Genomic DNA, 15,644 nt, shown 5'->3' with positions numbered 1-15,644 from the left:
AAGTGGAGATGATGTAGCATGATTGATATTCAAGAATTAAAAGAGCAGTTATCAATGGAAGAAAGATTAAGAAATAAATTAACTTATCTTTATGATATGGCAGATAAATACAATAAGCTTAATAAAAAAACACATAATAAATATTTATGGCGATATAACGGAATATGTGAACATATTGAAGCATTAGAAAGTTTAAGAGATGGCATTATTGGAGAATGGGACAAGGCATATCAAGAAGATTTAAAAGAAAGTGAGGAAGATGTATTTAATGAATGAAGCGGAACAGTTTTTATTATATATAGAATTAGGAAAAGATATATAGAAAAGAATAACAGAGCAGATTAAAGGTATACAAGATTATCGTAAGCTACAACTTATATATGGATATATAAGAGCAATGAATAAAGTTAAATGATTATGGTTGTATTGGAGGTAGAAATATGAAGATAGTTAATAACCAACTAAAGAATATGGCAGAAGATATTTTAAAATTTAATTCAACAAATGCATGTGATAATTCATTTCAAAAAGAACTAGAAGGAATGATATCAAATGATATAAGAATGCAACAGATAGCCTATGGATTATCCATAATTGAAACAATTAGAATTATTGCTAATGGTGAACTTGGAATTCCGGAATGTGATAGGTTAGAATTGATTAGATTGATTACAGAAAGACTAAAGGATGGATCAAATAAAAATAATATTGTTGAATTTGATTTCACTGATAATAGGTATTCTAGTTAAGTTAAGAAGGTGTTGTTATGAATATTAGAATTGAAGAATTAAAAGAGCAATTATCAAGAGGTACATTTTATTATTGTTGCTATGGAGCATTAATTAAAGTACCAGTAAAAGAAATTATTGAAGATTTTAAATGGTGCTATCTCATACAGAATGAAGAACATGAGTGCATTGGATATATAGGGGAGATAGAAGAATAGGCGTGATGGAGAGGTTACCAAATAATATTAGGGTACCTCTTCAATTTTAATAAAAATGTAGTGATAACACTACAAGGAGGTTGTATTTATATGTTTTGTTCAGTGAAGAAATATAATACAAAAGATGATATTGTATATAGATTCTATCTATGTGAAAGAAAAAGAGATAAAGAAACAGGCAAAATAAAATGTAGTGATAAGCTAATAATATCAATACCTTATGATTATATGATTGATACTCATATGCTTAAAGCTATAAGCAGAGCTATCACAAGGAAATGTAAAGAAAAGGGGTTTGATAAGGATATTTATAACGATATTGTTTATGATAAGTTTACAAATATTAGATATGACTTATTGGATTTAGAAAGAAAAAAGCAACAGGAGGAAGCAGAGAGAAGATACAAAGAAGAATATCAATACCAGGAATATTTTAATAGCTTTTGTAGTGGCAACACTACAACTAATTATACAGAAGAAGAAAAAGGATATTTAAAGAAAATCTATAGAGCTGCAGCTGCAAAACTACATCCGGATATTATAAAAGATGATGGAGCTGGTATGCAATTTTTAAATAAGTTAAAAGAAGAATGGAGCATATAAATTATTTATGGTGGGAAAAGAAAGAAGGTAATAGTTATGAATTTTAAGTTAATGGACAAGTATATGCAGCCATGCGTTGAATTAAAAAAGAAACCTTCATTTGATGGAATGATGAAGTTTAAAAAGATTTTTAGGTAGGTGATATTATGGCCAGGACAATCTATAAGAAAAAAATAAAAAACGGTAAAGAATATTACTTCTTCAGATTAAGACATAAGAATTTAAGAAAGCCTAAGGATATATATTCACCCACAGTGGAAGGGCTCAAAGAAAAAATAAGAAGTATAACAAGGGATTTAGATAATAATATAAAGCAAACTAAAGAATATTTTGATACGGCTTTTACTGAATGGCTTTTTAATATTCATTTTATAAAATTGAAGGAAACTAGCAAAAACACATATGAGAGTATTTATAGGGTTCATATTAAGAAATGTGAATTGTCAGATATAAAAGTCAATGATCTATGCGTGGCAGATTTCCAAAGATACTATAATAATCTCATTAAAAAGGGTGTTACTCCGTATACAGTAAGACAGGTTCATAGATTAATTAATCCATTCATAAGATACTTATATGACAATGATATTATAATAAAAAATTTTGCAAGAGCAATTCAGCTGCCAAAGGAAAATGAAAAGACAAAACTTGAAAAGGCTGATAGAATTAATCCATTTACATTAGAAGAGCAGAAGAAATTTATTCAGATTATAAAAGGTAATGTATATGAAGTATTGTTTTTAACTGCTTTATATAGTGGATTAAGAAGAGGGGAGATATTAGCCCTTACCTGGGACGATATTAATTTTGATGAATGTTACATTGATGTAAACAAAACTACATCAAGAATTAAAAGCGTATCGGAAGAAGGCAGAGGGGAAAGCAAATCAATAGTACAGACACCTAAAACAAAAGGAAGTATCAGAAAAGTTAATATTCCAATATCATTAGTAAATGTATTAAGAAAATATAAGATAAAACAGGCTGAAACTATATTAAAAAGTAATGGAATATATCAAAATAACAATCTTGTATTTGCCAATAGAAAAGGACAATACTTATCGCCTAGTCATGTAGTCGGGAAATTAAAAGAGGTATTGGCCAATAATGGAATGGAAGAAAGAAGATTTCATGACTTAAGGCATACATATGCAACTAGATTATTTGAGCTAGGGGAAAGCCCTAAAAAGGTACAAACATTATTAGGGCATAGTAATATATCAATAACTTTAAACACATATACTCATGTACTGGAAGATGAAAAGGAAAAAACAGTATCAAAATTAGAAAATTTATTTAATGAAATTGAGGCTAAATAAAGCCTCTTTTTTTGCTATAAAAAAGTTATAAGGGGCAAAAAAGGGGCAAAACTGATACAACAAGCTACGAAAAACCCTTATAAATGGCTATACTACTACATATATTTTTAAATAAGTATTAATTATATACATTAATGTTTTTTATAAATTTTTATATTATTTTTTAAAGTATCATAGCATGATAAAAACGTATTATATTTATCAAAGGAATCTTTATAATTATTATTAATAACTGTATTTAATTTATTGTCATCTAATTTTGAATTCTCTATATCGTACTTTATACTACTTTCTATGCTATTTAAATAAATTTCATAAGAATTTAGCATTTCAATTAGTGATTCATAACATTCTTGAGTGCCAGTAGGAAGAATCATAGAATATGACTTTTCTCTGATTTCTAGATATTTAGAACGCTTTGTGTTTATATCACTTATTAATATCAATAGGCTTCTTTTGGTATCTTTAATATTATTTATAATAGGATTTAAATCTTCTTTCAAATAAGAAAAATCAGATAATATTGAATTGATTTCGATTAAGAAATCTTGTTTCTGAGAATAAACAATATCTTTTTCACGAGTGCTTTTAAATGAATCATTAACATATTGATTTAGTTTTATAAAAAATATATTAGCTTCTTTAGGAAAAGATATATTTAACCTACTATTTTTAAAGCTATCTGTATTTATTAATATATTTTGTTCTGATTTAAGTAAATTATTATAAAGAGATGAGAAATTGTCTGGATTTTGCATATTTAATATAGATAATGAAGATTCGTAAAGCTTGATATTAGATTCTATATAAGATGATAATTGATTTTTTAAGTTAATATTCTTATCTTTCACATTAATATTTTCTAATGAGTTATTAAGCTTTTGTAGCTTAATTAGATTTTCTTTTAAAATGTTTATAGATTCATTAGAATTAAAATCATTATTATTTATGGTACTACCTAAGTCTTTATTTACATTACAAATCTCTTGAGAAACAATAGATAATTTATGTAAATCATTATTTTTGAAGGATAAAGTTAATACTATAATAGAAATAAATAACATGCTCAAAGTAATTATAGAAAATTTAATATCTCTGTATTTGAATTTAATCATATAATATCCTCCTTTAGTACAATAAAGATTTGTATACTTAATAATAAATATATTATATTAATTTAAATTTATTATAAAAATAATTAAAAAGTAAGAAAATAGTAATTCTATTTTAAGTGTATTAAATAAAAAATTGTTATATAATTTAAGTGTAAAGAAAAGAGGTGAACAAAGTGCAAGAAATTATAAGTATGGTTAGTAAAAGTTTATCTAATATGTCAATTTGGTCAGTAGTGGATATTTTAGTGGTATCATATATTTTTTATAAAGGTTATACTTTGATTAAAGAAACAAGAGCTGAACAATTATTAAAAGGCATAGTTTTAATAGGATTTCTTATACCAATTAGTTATATACTTAAGTTAGATATGTTGTATTTTATATTAAATAAAACACTAACTATAGGAGTATTATCAATAGTTATAATTTTTCAACCTGAAATTAGGAGAGCATTAGAGCATTTAGGAAGAACTGCTTTTGATGATATTTCTCATGTAAATGATAAAAAGTTAGTAGATACAACAATTAATGAAATTGTAACTGCAGTACAAAATTTATCTGAAAGCAGAACAGGTGCATTATTGGTATTAGAGCAAAGTACAGGTCTTAATGAGGTAATAGGAGCAGGCACTTTGATTGATGCAAATATAACCTCAAATCTTTTAGAAAATATTTTTGTGGTAAATACACCACTACATGATGGAGCAACTATTATTAGAAATAATAGAATACTAGCATCAGGCTGTGTTCTGCCACTTACAAATAATGTAAATATAAATAAAAAGCTAGGAACTAGGCACAGAGCTGCGATTGGTTTGTCAGAAGTATCAGATGCATTAATTATTATTGTTTCAGAAGAAACAGGAACTATTTCATTGGCTATTAATGGTAAATTGACACGAGGATATGATAAAGAAAAATTAAAAATGGTATTGTCTAAAATAATAGAAAAGAGAAGTGATAAAACTGTAAAAACAGCTAGAGAGAAGGTGAGTTCGTGGATAAAGGTAAAAACCAAACACTAATTGTTAAACTTGTATGTATACTTCTGTCTTTTGGATTATGGTTATACATCTCTAATGTTGAAAATCCAGTTAGAACTTATGAAATTAAAAAAGTACCAGTAGAACTAGTTAATACAGATATTTTAAAAAATTCAGATTTTTCTGTGGTTAATGATCAGCAATTTACAGTCGATTTAAAACTAGAGGGGCCTTCTAGTGAAATGTCTAAAGTAAAAAAAGATGATTTTAAGATAGTAGCTGATATGGAAACATATGCACTCAGAGAAGGAGAAAATACTATTCCGGTTCAAATAATAACATATCCGGAAAATGTAACAATTAAAAATAATGGATTCTTAGGAATTAAAGTTATGTTAGAGAAATATATAAGTAAGAACTTTGATATTATTTCAGAGGTTAAATTATCATATAAAGATCATATTTATGAAAATAGCAAATCCATAAATCCACGAACTGTTTCGGTTTCAGGGGGAAAAAGCCAGGTGGAAAAAATATCTAAGGCTGTTTTATTAGGAGAAGAAAAAGATATACAATCAAATTTCAGTAAAACATATGAAATTAAATTTTTAGACGAAGCAGGACATGAAGTAACTGGATTAGAACCAAGTAATACAAATGCCCAATTAATAGTAACGGTTAAAAATGGGAAATCTGTTCCAATAAACATAAGGACAACAGGAACATTACCAGAAGGATATGTATTGGAAAAAAGTGAATTGAGTAAAGCGACTGTTAATATAAGTGGAGATGATGATGTATTAAATTCTATTGATAAAATAGATACTGAATATATAGATATATCAAACTTGACATCTACCAATACACTTACACTGAAATTAAATGTTCCTGATGGAATTACGTTAAAGGATGCTAGTGATACGGTTGATGTAAAATTTACTGTAGTAAAAGAAGATCCAGTATCCAAGGAAGTAGTTGGAAATGTTAATTATATAAATGTACCTGAAGGATTTATATTAGAAAATTCTACTGAAGGTGTAAAAGTTAATTTACATGGGCTAAAAGATCAATTAGATAAAGTTAATGCAGAAAATATACAGGTGACTGTGAATCTAGCTGATATTACAGAAGAGGGTACATTCACATATACTCCAGAAGTAAAAACAAATAATGATAGTGTTACTGTAATAAGTGTTGAAAATGCAGAAGTTACACTAAAAAAGAAAGTATAGGATTATATACCATAAAAAAATAATTAAAATAACCACAGTATTTATATACTGTGGTTATTTTATGATATAATTTTTCTAATATAATTATTATATAATTTTAGAAAGGAATAAGATTCATATGGCTATAAGAATAAATAATTTAAACTTAAATATAGATGAAGATTTTAATGATTTAGAAAGAAAAGTCTGTAAAAAACTAAAAATATCAAAAGATAATATTAAGAATATTGAGCTGATAAAAGAAAGTTTAGATGCAAGAAAAAAGAATGATATTAAATTTAAATATTGTGTAGATGTTTTTTGCAATAATGAAAAAAAGATATTATCAAAGCTTCATGACAAAGATATAAAAATAGATGAAAGAAAGGAATTAGAGAAATTAATTCCAGGAAATAAACAACTTAATCATAGACCTATAGTTGTTGGGTTTGGACCATCAGGAATCTTTGCTGCTTTAGTTTTAGCAAGAGAAGGATATAAACCTATTGTATTAGAGAGAGGTGAAGATGTAGATAATAGAACTAAGACAGTAGATGAGTTTTGGGAGACTGGAAAACTTAATTTAGAATCTAATGTTCAGTTTGGAGAAGGCGGAGCTGGAACATTTTCAGATGGAAAGTTAACTACTAGAATAAAAGATCCTAGATGCTCATTTGTATTAGATGAGTTTATAAAAGCTGGAGCACCAAAAGAAATAAAATATGAAAGTAAGGCCCATGTAGGAACAGACTTATTAAAAGGTGTTGTAAAAAATATAAGAGAAGAAATTAAGTCATTAGGCGGTGAGGTTAGATTTAACTCAAGATTAGAAAAAATTCAAATAATTGATGGAAAATTAGATAGTGTTGTTGTTAATGGCGAAAATATACCTTGTGAAGCTTTAGTTCTTGCAATAGGTCATAGTTCAAGAGATACGTATGAAATGTTACATAAAGAAGGCATAGAAATGGAAGCTAAGCCTTTTGCTGTAGGGGTCAGAATTGAACATCCACAAAAAATGATAAATATTAGTCAATATGGTGATTTTTATGATAATCCTCGTTTAGGGGCAGCAGACTATAGACTAACTTATCAGAGTGAGAAATTAAAGAGGGCTGTATATTCATTCTGTATGTGTCCAGGTGGAGTTGTAGTTGCAGCAGCATCAGAAGATGGAAGATTAGTATCAAATGGAATGAGTTATCATGCGAGAGATTTAGAAAATGCGAATTCAGCATTAGTAGTAACAGTATCCCCAGACGATTTTGAAGGAAATTCACCTTTAAGAGGAATGGAATTTCAAAGATACTATGAAAGTTTAGCATTCAAATTAGGTGGTGGAGAATATAAAGCTCCAATACAATTATTGGGAGATTTTATTAAGGATAGACCGTCAACTAAATTAGGAGAAGTAACACCTAGCTATACTAGAGGATATGAATTTAAGGAATTAAAACAATGCTTACCAGAATATGTTGTAGAAGCAATAAAAGAAGCAGTAGTAGACTTTGATAAAAAAATCAAAGGATATGGTAGGGAAGATGCAGTTTTAACAGGAATTGAAACAAGGACATCAGCTCCAGTTAGAATTAATAGAAATGAATATTTTGAAAGTATTAATGTAGAAGGAGTATATCCTTCAGGGGAAGGCGCTGGATTTGCAGGTGGAATAATATCGGCAGCTGTTGATGGTATGAAATCGGCTGAATATATAATTAAAAAATTTAATATTTCTAAATTATCTTAGAAAATAAATAAAGCATGTACTAAAAATATATGCTTTATTTATTTTCTAAGATAATTTTATTTCTAGTAAGAACTTTTTTGAAATCTATATTGTTTAGGAGAAAGATTAGTTTGTTTTTTAAACATTTGGCTAAAGTATGATGAATTTGAAAAACCAACAATTGAGCCTATATCTTTAATCGAATAATTAGTAGTCTCAAGTAGACTTTTAGCTTCATTAATTCTTTTCTCAATTAAATAAGAAATAGGAGACATTCCTATTTGTTTTGTAAATGTATGTATTAAACTAAATTTATTCATGTATGAGAGAGTTGATAAAGTTTCTAAAGTTATATTTTCTGAATAATGTGCATCTAAATAATTCTTTATTTTAGCACATTCTAAGTTCAAGTTCTTTTTTTCATTTTGAAGAATTGACACTGAGGGAGTTGTTCTTAATATATTCAATATAAATAGAGAAAGCATACTTTTACAAGCAACTTCATATTTGTAATTTTTAAGTTTGATTTCATCAATTATTAGATTTAACTGATTAAGTATGTTAGAACTATTTTCTTTAAAATTTATTATATGATAAGTTTTAATGTCAGATTGTGAAAACTTTGTATTATTTAAATTAAAAAAGTTGATAGAAAAATTACCAATTCCTAAAACGATATATTCAAGAGGGGAATCATTTAAATTTGATTTTTCTGTATGAAGACAATTTGGATTTATTATTATTAAATCATTTTCCTTAACATTAACAATACTATCTTCTAATTGAAAAGCACCATTTCCTTCTGTAATAAAAAATATTTCCATGAAAGGATGAATATGAGCTGTGCTATGCCAATCGTTTTCAAACTTTGACTTAGTTATATAGAGTAATTCGAAATTAAAATCAGAGAAATTTTTATCATCAATTAAATATCGTATATTTCCCATAATACACCTCTTACTTTATAGATTCAAGGACTATTGCGTTGTGTTACTTATTGGTTTTTATACAATTATTATACTATATAGATAAATAAAGTAAAATGATATTATAGCAATATAACTAAAGAATATAACAACAATCTTGTTGTGCAAATGATTACAAAGTAATATCATAAACATATAAAGAATGGAGGGAAAAACGTGAAGAATAAAGGAAACAAGACTTTTATTGGATTATCTTTAGCGCCAGCAGTAATACTGTTTATTATATTTATGATTATACCAACAATAAATGTATTTTGGATGTCTATGTTCAAATGGGGCGGACTTGTAAATAATAAAAAATTTGTTGGATTAGATAATTTTAAGATGTTGTTGAAAGATAGCAATTTCTTGAAGTCATTTCAAAATACAATTTTTTTACTAGTGATAGTAACAATAGTTACTATGATTCTGGCTATAATATCTGCGGCAATCTTAGTACGAGAAGATACAAAATTTAAAAACTTTTTCAGAATAATCTTTTATTTCCCTAATATTTTATCTGTAGTTGTAATTTCAGCAATCTTTTCAGCAATACTTGATCCTAATCAAGGAATAGTAAATTCAACATTAAATTTTTTAAATCTAAATTCATTAACTCGAATGTGGCTAGGTGATCAGAAAGTTGTAATATGGTGTATTGCATTTGCTATGATATGGCAAGCTATTGGATACTATATGGTTATGTACATGTCGAGTATAAGTGGAATTTCTATAAGTTTATATGAATCAGCAAGCTTAGATGGTGCAACTGCAGTACAGCAATTTTTTAAGATAACGTTACCATTGGTTTGGAATACAATAAGAACTACTTTAACTTTTTTTGTAATAAGTACAATAAATTTGAGCTTTCTATTTGTAAAGGTAATGACCTCTGGCGGTCCGGATGGATCTTCAGAAGTATTTTTAAGCTATATGTACAAGCAGGCTTATAGTAATTCTTCTTATGGGTATGGTATGACAATTGGTGTTGTAGTGTTTATATTCTCATTTGTCTTATCATTAGTTATTAATAAGATAACACAAAGAGATATAATAGAGTTTTAAGAGGTGAATTTTATGAATGATAATAAATTACAAAAGAAATTAGTAAAGTTCTTTATGTATTTTTGTTTATGGGCTTTTGCATTAAGCATAATAATTCCACTTGGATGGGCGTTTTTGGCATCATTAAAGCATAAAACAGAATTTTATGGAAGCCCATGGTCATTACCAAAAGGGATTTATTTGGAAAATTTTAGAAGGGCATTTGTAGAAGCAAACATGGGAGAGTACTTTTTGAATTCTGTATTTATAACAGCTTTAGCTTTAATTATATTACTTTTAGTCTCTATACCAGCAGCTTATGTGTTAGCTAGATTTGAATTTAAAAGTAAGAAAATAATAAGTGCTTTATTTACAGCAGGATTATTTGTAAATGTAAATTATATAGTAGTCCCAATATTTTTATTAATACTTGATGGTGAAAAGTTTATCAAAAATATTTTTGCATTACCGTCGAGTATGACAGTGTTTTTGGATAGCAGAATAGTAGTAAGTATAGTTTATGCAGCAACAGCAATACCATTTACTGTATATCTATTGATAAATTATTTTAGAACATTATCTAAATCATATGAAGAAGCTGCTTATATTGATGGATGTAGTAAGTTAAAAACATTAATTCATGTAATCATACCAATGGCTAAACCAAGCATAATTACAGTTATATTATTTAATTTCTTAGCCTTTTGGAATGAATATATAATAGCATTAACACTTTTACCAAATAAATCAAAAACGTTGCCATTAGGACTCATAAACTTAATGCAAGTACAAAAAACAGCAACTGATTATGGTGCTATGTATGCTGGACTTGTTATAGTTATGATTCCAACAATAATTTTATATATTTTAGTTCAAAAGAAATTAACAGAAGGAATGACAGTTGGCGGGGTCAAAGAATAAGGAGGAAAAAAATGAGTAAAGGAAGAATAACTATTCCAACAGATGATAATTTTATAAAAGAAACATGTGAAATATTAGAAAAATGGGGAGCGGATGCAATTAGAGACTGTGATGGATTTAAGCTAACACCTGAAATTGAAGGTTTAGCAGAAAAGATATATTCGACATATTTTGTAAGTCGTGGAGACAATAACTGGGCAGAAGAACATATGGATGAACTTCAGCAGACATATTTAATGAGCAGACATAACCTAGCAACTAGTGATGTATTAGAAATATCTATTATGGACGGGTATTTTGAGGAACAAGTTCAGCCAGATATAAAAAATGACATCAAAGAATTCTGGGAAGTTATAGATAGAACAACAAATGAAGTCGTTGATACAAATAACTGGGATTATAAGGAAGAAGGACAAAAAGTTATAGTACATGGTACTAAAGAATGGCACGAGTATACAGTTTCATTTTTAGCTTATTGTATATGGGATCCAACTCAGATGTATAATCATATAACTAATGATTGGAATGACAAACCACATGATATTCCTTTTGATGTTAGAAATGAAAATACTAACAAGCATATAGTTGAAGCTATGCATAATTGGTTAGATGAACATCCAGGAACTAGCGTGGTTAGATTTACCACTTTCTTTTATCACTTTGCTTTAGTATTTAATAATTTAAAAAAAGAGAAATATGTTGATTGGTTTGGATATTCTTCAAGTGTAAGTGCAAAGGCTTTAAGAGAATTTGAAAAAGAAAAGGGTTACAAATTAAGGGCGGAAGACATTATAGATGAAGGATATTATAATTCGCCATTTAGAGTACCTAAGAAAGCATACTTAGATTATATGGATTTTCAACAAAAGTTTGTTGCAGATAATGTAAAGAAATTAGTTGATGTAGTTCATGAGCATGGTAGAGAAGCAATGATGTTTTTAGGAGACACGTGGATTGGAACTGAACCTTACGGAAAATATTTTGAAAATATAGGATTGGATGCAGTAGTAGGATCTGTTGGGAATGGTGCAACTCTTAGAATGATATCTGATATATCAGGGATTAAATATACAGAAGGACGTTTTTTGCCATACTTCTTTCCAGATACATTTTTTGAAGGTAATGATCCTATTATAGAAGCTAGAGAAAACTGGTTAACAGCAAGAAGAGCGATAATGAGAAAACCTGTAGATAGAATAGGATACGGTGGATATTTATCACTTGCATATAAATTTCCTGATTTTGTTGAATATGTTGGAAAAGTTTGTGATGAATTTAGAGAAATATATGACAATATAAATAACGTTAAACCATATTGTGGGCTGAAAGTAGCAATATTAAATTGCTGGGGGAAACTTCGCACTTGGCAAACACATATGGTGGCACATTCACTTTGGTATAAACAAATATATACTTATCTTGGAGTTATAGAAGCATTAAGCGGAATGAGCTTCGATGTAGAGTTTATAAGCTTTGATGATATAAAAGAAAATGGAATATCTAGCGATGTTGATGTAATAATAAATGCTGGAGATTCAGGAACTGCATTTAGTGGTGGAGAAAAATGGATTGATGAAAAAATAAGTGTTACTTTAAGAGAATGGATCTTTAATGGTGGAGGATTTGTAGGAATTGGTGAACCATCAGCAATGTTAAATGGAGGAAGATTCTTTCAAATGGCAGATGCGCTTGGTGTAGATAAAGAACTTGGATTTTCATTAAGTACAGATAAATATTTTAAGACAAAGATTGAAAAGCATTTTATAACTGAAGATATAAATTCTGAACTTGATTTTGGAGAAAGTGTTAAGAATATATATGCTAATTCTGACAGTACAGAAATAATAGAAATAGAAAATGATGATGTAATGATGGCCGCTAATGTATATGGAAAAGGTAGAGCAGTATACATTGCAGGGCTTCCGTATTCATCACAGAATGCTAGAATATTAATGAGATCATGTTATTATGCTGCAAACAAAGAAGAACATTTAAAGGAATGGTATTGTGACAATATTTATTGTGAAGTATCGGCATACATAGAATCTAACAAATATGCTGTTATTAATAACTCTAATGAGAAACAAAAAACAAAAGTATATGAGGGTTCTAAAAATGCATTTGAAATAGAATTAGAACCAGCAGCTATAAGATGGTTCAAAATAAAATAATCTTTCGTTTATAGGAGATGATTATATGAAAAAGATAATATACTTAATAACTTTTATTATAAGCTTATTTCTAGTCATTAAAGGTAGAACCATAACAAACTATTTTGGACTTGCAATGATGTTTGTTGGGCTAATAGGAATATTGTCAGAAATTTATTTGTATAACAAACAGTACCAATAACAATGAATTAAATAATATTTTAATATTTAATAGACAATGTGAACTATAAAAAATAAATATAAATAAAAAATTAGGAGGGATTTAGAATGAAAAAGAGAATTATAGCAACAATGCTTGCATCACTAATGATGGTTTCAGGGTTAATTGGGTGCGGAAGTAATAGTGAGGCATCAAAAGATACAGCAGAAGGAAAAGTATTAAAAATAGCTGCCTTTGAAGGTGGATATGGAAAAGTTTATTGGGACAAATTAAAAGAAAATTTCGAAAAAAGCCATGAAGGAGTTACAGTTGAACTTACAGTAGCTTCAAATTTAGAAGAGGTAATTCGTCCACAAATACAATCAGGAAATATACCAGATTTAGTTTATTTAGCAACTGGAAGACCTGACGCATTAACAGAGACATTTATAAAAGACCAAGCTTTAAGTGATTTAACAGGAGTACTTGATAAGAAAGTACCAGGTGAAAACGTTACTGTAAGAGAAAAAATTTTACCAGGATTTTTAGATACATCAGCTACTAATCCATACGGAGATGGAAAGACATATTTAGCACCTTTATTTTATAGTCCAACAGGATTGTTTTATGACAAGCATTTATTTGAAGAAAAGGGATATGAAGTTCCTAAAACTTGGGATGAAATGTTTGCTCTTGGAGATAAAGCTAAAAATGATGGAATATCATTATTTACTTACTCAACAAGTGGATATTTTGATTGTGCAGTCCCTGCGTTACTCGCTGGTGCTGGTGGTTTAGATTTAGTTAATAAGGCTTATAATTATGAAGAAGGTACGTGGACATCAAAAGAAGCTAAGCAAGCTTTAGGTGTAGTTGGAAAACTTAAGGATTACTTAGAACCATCAGTTGTTGCAAATGCAAACAATCAAGGATTCACAAAGAATCAACAATTAATTTTAGATAATAAAGCTTTATTTATACCAAATGGAACTTGGCTTCCAGATGAAATGAAGGATGCACCAAGAAGTAAAGGTTTTGAATGGGGATTCATGCCATATCCAGCATTTGAAAATGGAAAAGAACAATATTCTGTAAGTTTCCTTGAACAAATGTATATTCCTAAAGATGCTGCTAATAAAGAACTAGCAGAAGAATTTATGGCTTATATGTATAGTGATGAAGCAGTTAAAATTATAGCTGAAAATGCAAAAGCAGTTGTACCAGTTAAAGGTGCCATTGAAATTGCTAATGATTATTTAGATCCATTACAAGTAGAGTTATTTAAAATATATGACAATGGTGCATTACCTATAATGGGTGGATTTGTAGCTACTAATGCTGTTGAAGGCGTAAGCTGGACAGATATTTATCTTGGAACTATAGATTCAATCATGTCTGGAAATAAAACAGTAGAAGATTGGGAAAAATCACTTGAAGAAACAAGTGCTAAATTAAGAGAAGCAATAATCAAATAAATCTATTAATAAAAAGGGAATATTTATATTCCCTTTTTAAGTAATAAAGGAGAGATTATGTACTTTTTAGGAGTTGATGGTGGTGGAACTAAGACTAAGTATTTATTAATAAATCAAGAACTACGAGTTATATGTGATGTAGAAAGTGGTACAACCCATATTCATCAAATTGGAAAAGAAAAATTAATTGAAGTTTTAAATGAAAATTTGGAGTTAATTTGTGAGAAGGGATGTATAAATAAGAATGAAATTGAATATGCATTTTTAGGTATACCTGGATATGGAGAAAGTAAAAGCGATATTGAAGATATAAAATATTCGGTTAAGAAGGTTTTTGATGGTATTAATTACGTTATTGGAAATGATTCTGTTGTTGGATGGGCAGCTGGAACCGGATGTAAAGAAGGTATAAACATTGTTGCTGGAACAGGAAGTATAGCGTATGGAAGAAATAAAAAAGGAAATGAAGCTAGATGTGGAGGATGGGGACCTGGCATTGGTGATGATGCAAGTGCATACTGGATTGGATTAAAGATATTGAATGAATATACAAAACAGAAAGATGGCAGAAATGAAAAGACTGTTCTAGTTGATACATTAGAAAAAGAATATAATATAAAAGATTATTTTGAAATTGTTGACATAGCATTTAATAGATTAAAATTTTCTAGAACAGATATTGCTAAATTTTCCGAAATAGCTTATTTAGCGGCATCAGCTGGATGTGAGACTTGTAGAAATATATTTAAAGAGGCAGCTAAAGAATTATTTTTTCATATAAAAGTATTGAAAAATGAATTGAATCTAGAAAATGGATTTTTAGTTTCATATAGTGGTGGAGTATTTAAAGCTGGAGAATTTATATTAAATCCTTTAAAGGAAATGTTAAAAAACGACAAAATAGAATGTATATTAATAGAGCCTAAACTTAAACCATGGCATGGAGCTGCATTGTTAGCTTATTTACTATCAGATAATGAATTACCAGATAATTATATAGAATTAATAAAATAGAGATATGCAGAA

16 protein-coding genes are annotated in these 15,644 nt (G+C 28.3%); 14 read left to right on the top strand and 2 right to left on the bottom strand.

Translation table 11 applies throughout. From position 1 onward, the window contains the following. The first annotated feature begins 18 nt into the window (after positions 1-18). From BN2920_RS02910 to BN2920_RS02890, 5 genes are all read left to right on the top strand, one after another. Positions 19-276, top strand: coding sequence for a hypothetical protein (locus BN2920_RS02910; RefSeq protein ID WP_242868290.1), 258 nt, complete (start codon positions 19-21; stop codon positions 274-276). A gap of 164 nt (positions 277-440) precedes the next feature. Continuing rightward, a complete protein-coding gene (locus BN2920_RS02905) occupies positions 441-749 on the top strand; it encodes a hypothetical protein (protein WP_058293537.1) in 309 nt (102 codons plus the stop codon). 17 nt (positions 750-766) lie between these two features. Next, the gene (locus tag BN2920_RS02900; RefSeq protein ID WP_058293536.1) at positions 767-946 is read left to right on the top strand and encodes a hypothetical protein; all 180 of its coding nucleotides are present in this window, start codon (positions 767-769) and stop codon (positions 944-946) included. Between the two features lie 90 nt (positions 947-1,036). Beyond that, entirely contained in the window at positions 1,037-1,549 is a 513-nt protein-coding gene (locus BN2920_RS02895) for a hypothetical protein (protein WP_058293535.1), read from the top strand. 146 nt (positions 1,550-1,695) lie between these two features. Next, positions 1,696-2,868 carry a tyrosine-type recombinase/integrase gene (locus BN2920_RS02890; RefSeq protein WP_058293534.1) on the top strand — a complete coding sequence of 391 codons (1,173 nt, stop codon included), beginning with the start codon at positions 1,696-1,698 and terminating at the stop codon, positions 2,866-2,868. 131 nt (positions 2,869-2,999) lie between these two features. Here the strand turns inward: BN2920_RS02890 and BN2920_RS02885 are convergent, their stop codons facing one another. Next, on the bottom strand, positions 3,000-3,983 hold the full coding sequence (locus tag BN2920_RS02885) for a hypothetical protein (protein WP_058293533.1): 984 nt from the start codon (positions 3,981-3,983) through the stop codon (positions 3,000-3,002). A 173-nt stretch (positions 3,984-4,156) separates the two neighbouring features. On the opposite strand from BN2920_RS02885, the gene cdaA reads away from it, so the two are divergent. The 3 genes from cdaA (at position 4,157) to BN2920_RS02870 (ending at position 7,924) form a co-directional block, all read left to right on the top strand. Next, entirely contained in the window at positions 4,157-5,008 is an 852-nt protein-coding gene (gene cdaA, locus BN2920_RS02880) for a diadenylate cyclase CdaA (RefSeq protein WP_058293532.1), read from the top strand. After that, positions 4,981-6,198, top strand: coding sequence for a CdaR family protein (locus BN2920_RS02875; protein ID WP_058293531.1), 1,218 nt, complete (start codon positions 4,981-4,983; stop codon positions 6,196-6,198). The genes cdaA and BN2920_RS02875 overlap by 28 nt, the downstream gene beginning before the upstream one ends. A gap of 118 nt (positions 6,199-6,316) precedes the next feature. Further along, positions 6,317-7,924, top strand: a complete 1,608-nt coding sequence (locus tag BN2920_RS02870) for an NAD(P)/FAD-dependent oxidoreductase (protein ID WP_058293530.1) — start codon at positions 6,317-6,319, stop codon at positions 7,922-7,924. Between the two features lie 62 nt (positions 7,925-7,986). Here the strand turns inward: BN2920_RS02870 and BN2920_RS02865 are convergent, their stop codons facing one another. Next, a complete protein-coding gene (locus tag BN2920_RS02865; protein ID WP_058293529.1) occupies positions 7,987-8,850 on the bottom strand; it encodes an AraC family transcriptional regulator in 864 nt (287 codons plus the stop codon). Between the two features lie 195 nt (positions 8,851-9,045). Here BN2920_RS02865 and BN2920_RS02860 point away from each other — a divergent pair, with 195 nt between their 5' ends. From BN2920_RS02860 to BN2920_RS02840, 6 genes are all read left to right on the top strand, one after another. Next, a complete protein-coding gene (locus BN2920_RS02860) occupies positions 9,046-9,933 on the top strand; it encodes a carbohydrate ABC transporter permease (RefSeq protein WP_058293528.1) in 888 nt (295 codons plus the stop codon). A gap of 12 nt (positions 9,934-9,945) precedes the next feature. Continuing rightward, complete coding sequence (locus BN2920_RS02855) at positions 9,946-10,833, top strand: carbohydrate ABC transporter permease (protein ID WP_058293527.1); 888 nt, start codon at positions 9,946-9,948, stop codon at positions 10,831-10,833. Positions 10,834-10,844: 11 nt separating this feature from the next. Further along, positions 10,845-13,004, top strand: coding sequence for a 1,3-beta-galactosyl-N-acetylhexosamine phosphorylase (gene gnpA / locus BN2920_RS02850; RefSeq protein ID WP_058293526.1), 2,160 nt, complete (start codon positions 10,845-10,847; stop codon positions 13,002-13,004). 25 nt (positions 13,005-13,029) lie between these two features. Then, on the top strand, positions 13,030-13,185 hold the full coding sequence (locus BN2920_RS22555) for a DUF6903 family protein (protein WP_374116915.1): 156 nt from the start codon (positions 13,030-13,032) through the stop codon (positions 13,183-13,185). 86 nt (positions 13,186-13,271) lie between these two features. Beyond that, positions 13,272-14,618 carry a carbohydrate ABC transporter substrate-binding protein gene (locus tag BN2920_RS02845; RefSeq protein WP_058293525.1) on the top strand — a complete coding sequence of 449 codons (1,347 nt, stop codon included), beginning with the start codon at positions 13,272-13,274 and terminating at the stop codon, positions 14,616-14,618. Positions 14,619-14,675: 57 nt separating this feature from the next. After that, positions 14,676-15,632: an N-acetylglucosamine kinase gene (locus BN2920_RS02840; protein ID WP_058293524.1), complete on the top strand. Its 957-nt coding sequence runs from the start codon at positions 14,676-14,678 to the stop codon at positions 15,630-15,632. Positions 15,633-15,644 lie beyond the last annotated feature (12 nt).

It is taken from the genome of Clostridium neonatale, assembly GCF_001458595.1.
Lineage (GTDB): Bacteria > Bacillota > Clostridia > Clostridiales > Clostridiaceae > Clostridium > Clostridium neonatale.
This window is presented reverse-complemented; position numbering and strand designations above follow the sequence as displayed.